3 protein-coding genes, 1 pseudogene and 1 riboswitch are annotated in these 2817 nt (G+C 63.4%); of the genes and pseudogenes, 3 read left to right on the top strand and 1 reads right to left on the bottom strand.

Annotation, left to right across the window (positions count from 1 at the left end; translation table 11 throughout):
- Nucleotides 1–545 precede the first annotated feature (545 nt).
- A riboswitch (SAM riboswitch) is annotated at nt 546–625 on the top strand.
- 59 nt (nt 626–684) lie between these two features.
- On the top strand, nt 685–1875 hold the full coding sequence (gene metZ, locus VOI29_RS23795; RefSeq protein ID WP_323784286.1) for an O-succinylhomoserine sulfhydrylase: 1191 nt from the start codon (nt 685–687) through the stop codon (nt 1873–1875).
- Nucleotides 1876–1972: 97 nt separating this feature from the next.
- Here the strand turns inward: metZ and VOI29_RS23790 are convergent, their stop codons facing one another.
- A complete protein-coding gene (locus VOI29_RS23790; protein WP_323784284.1) occupies nt 1973–2164 on the bottom strand; it encodes a hypothetical protein in 192 nt (63 codons plus the stop codon).
- Between the two features lies 1 nt (nt 2165).
- Between VOI29_RS23790 and VOI29_RS23785 the strand changes: the two genes are divergently transcribed.
- Together VOI29_RS23785 and VOI29_RS23780 are read left to right on the top strand one after the other, a co-directional pair.
- On the top strand, nt 2166–2405 hold the full coding sequence (locus VOI29_RS23785; protein ID WP_323784282.1) for a hypothetical protein: 240 nt from the start codon (nt 2166–2168) through the stop codon (nt 2403–2405).
- 73 nt (nt 2406–2478) lie between these two features.
- A pseudogene (locus VOI29_RS23780) lies at nt 2479–2817 on the top strand (GTP cyclohydrolase I FolE2); the annotation flags it as partial.

Here is a 2817-nt window from a genome sequence, read left to right as displayed (position 1 = left end):
CCTGGCTTACAACTTCATTGCCAGGCACCAGGTAAAAGCCTGAGTGAAAAAATCCTGAGTGTAAACCCAGGTGGCTGCCGGTGGAGAGGGATGCTCCACCGGCAGCCTGCCGGAACCTTGCGGCAGGCACTTCCCTGACCTTAGGGATCGCGCTGCATGCTGCATGCTGCGGCTGCGGCGAACGCCTGAACAGTCCCGCTGCCTGCTGAGGAGCGCCCGGTTCTGCAATCCGGGCAGGGGACGCAGGCCCTACCATGAAAAACGAGACCTTTTGCACGGCAGGCCGGCCGGCATTCCAGGCCGTATTCGGCCTTGCATAACCGGGCTTTTCTGCTGTATTCCCGCGCAATCCTTTCCGGTGCCGGGACCGGCCAGATGGCCCAAAGCGGCCAAGTTTGCTAAAGTATGCCCCAGGGCTTGACGTTCGGCATGCTGGCATACCCAAGCGGGGAGGGAGGGAAACAGCTGGGATCGTGGCAAAGATCCTTCTGCGGAAAACGACCGATTCGGTGTTTTCTTTAGACTGATTGAATCCTGAGGGTTGCCGCCTCGGGCGTGCGCGATTTGTTACCGGATTGCGGGCCACGTTAAACATTCCCGCTAAAGAGGTCAGGACGAGAAGGACCCCCTTTCGCTTGGCCGATTGGGGTTTTTTTGTGCGCTAATGGCGCGAGGAGACGGAAGATGAGCGAGACCTGGAACAGCCGCACCAAACTGGTTCACGGCGGCACCCGCCGCAGCCAGTACAACGAGGTGAGCGAGGCGATTTTCCTGACCCAGGGATTTGTTTACGAGAGTGCCGAACAGGCAGAGGCGCGGTTCATCGAGACCGGCCCGGATGAATTCATCTATGCCCGTTATGGCAATCCGACGGTGGCGATGTTCGAAGAGCGGATCGCCGCGCTGGAAGGGGCCGAGGATGCTTTTGCCACCGCCTCCGGCATGGCGGCGGTCAGCGGCGCGCTGACCTCGGTGCTGAAGGCAGGCGATCATGTGGTGTCGGCCAAGGCGCTGTTCGGCTCCTGTCTCTATATCCTGGAAAACATCCTGACCCGTTTCGGCGTTGAGGTGACATTTGTCGATGGCACCGACCTGGACCAGTGGCGCGCCGCGATGCGGCCGGACACCAAGGCGGTGTTTTTCGAGTCGATGTCGAACCCGACGCTGGAAGTGATCGACATCCGGTCGGTGGCTGAGATCGCGCATTCGGCAGGCGCGCTGGTGATTGTCGACAACGTGTTCTCGACCCCGGTGTTCTCCCGCGCGATCGAGCAGGGCGCCGACGTGGTGGTCTATTCCGCAACCAAGCATATCGACGGCCAGGGCCGGGCGCTGGGCGGTGTTGTGCTGGGCACCAAGGACTTTATCCGCGGCACGCTGGAACCCTATATGAAGCACACCGGCGGCAGTCTCAGCCCGTTCAACGCCTGGGTGATGCTGAAGGGGCTGGAGACCATCGACCTGCGCGTCAACGCCCAGGCGGACAATGCGCTGCAGATCGCCGGGGCGCTGGATGGCCACGCGGCGCTGGAGCGGATTATCTATCCGGGTCTCAAGGGGCACGCGCAGAACGCATTGGTGCAGACCCAGCTGGGCGGCAAGGGCGGCACCGTGCTGTCGCTGGATCTGAAAGGCGGCAAGGCGGCGGCGTTCAAGTTCCTGAACGCAATGACGATCCCGGTGATCTCCAACAACCTGGGCGACGCCAAATCCATTGCCACCCACCCGGCCACCACCACCCACCAGCGGCTCAGCGATGAGCTGAAGGCGGAGCTGGGAATCACACCCGGCCTGGTGCGCTTTTCGGTGGGGCTGGAGGATGCAGGTGATCTGATCGCCGACCTGACAGCCGCATTGGAGGCATCGCAGGCCTGAAGCCTGCGCCCCGGCCCGCCTACTTTCTGGTCAAAATACTCTCGGGGGTGAAGTGAGCCGCAGGCTCAGGAGGGGGCGGACAGCCCCCTCTTTACTTTTACTTCTCCCAGGGAAACGTCTCGAGCCGCCCCGGCCCGTCCGCGGTGATCCGAACCCGGGTTTCCAGCTTGACCGGCCCGGACCCGATCTCGCCGATCAGGCTTTCGATGCAGATCACCACGTTTTCCTCGAACTGCCCGCCATGGGCGCCAGCGAAATCCACTTGCAGCGGTTGGATCGGCGATTGCACCGTGGGTGCCCGCCGCGGTGGCGCTGATTCAGGCGGGGCTGGTATTGCCTTGCTGCCCGCGCAGGTGGCGGGCCGGGAAATCCGGGCCGGACCGCTGCACCGGCTGGACGGAGCGGCACTGGACATGCCGCGGCCTGATGTGCTGATCACCGCGCACTGCAAGTCGCGCTCGCGGCGCCTGCAGAGGCGCTGGGGGTCCGATAAGGCGCCGGTTCTGCCGCATTTGGCGGATCCGTTTTGAAAACTGCCGCGTAACAGTATATGAGGGTGGCCTGCCGGCCTATATATGGGCCGTATGACTTGGGGGAACGCCGATGAACATTCATAACCGCGATGCTGCTGAGGCGCCGGACCGCGAGGCCGCTGCCGCCGCGCTGGATGTGCTGCGGGCCTGGGCCGGCACTGTGACCGAGACCGAGATTGCGCAGCTGGATCCGGCTGTGGCGCGGCTGCTGCCCGGCCGCGAGGTGGGGAACTACCCGGATTTGTCGCGGCACTACCCTGAGGATTTCAAATCGGACGAGGCGTACCGCGCCACGCTGCCCGACCTGCAGAACGGGCCGACCAGCCTGATCCGCGGCGCGCAGGAGCAGATCCAGCATGTGGGGATTTCCAACTTCCGCCTGCCGATCCGCTTTCATACCCGCGATGAT

The organism is Leisingera sp. (assembly GCF_034669605.1).
Taxonomy (GTDB): domain Bacteria; phylum Pseudomonadota; class Alphaproteobacteria; order Rhodobacterales; family Rhodobacteraceae; genus Leisingera.
The sequence above is the reverse complement of the archived record's forward strand: the minus strand, read 5'-3'. Positions and strand labels throughout refer to the sequence as shown.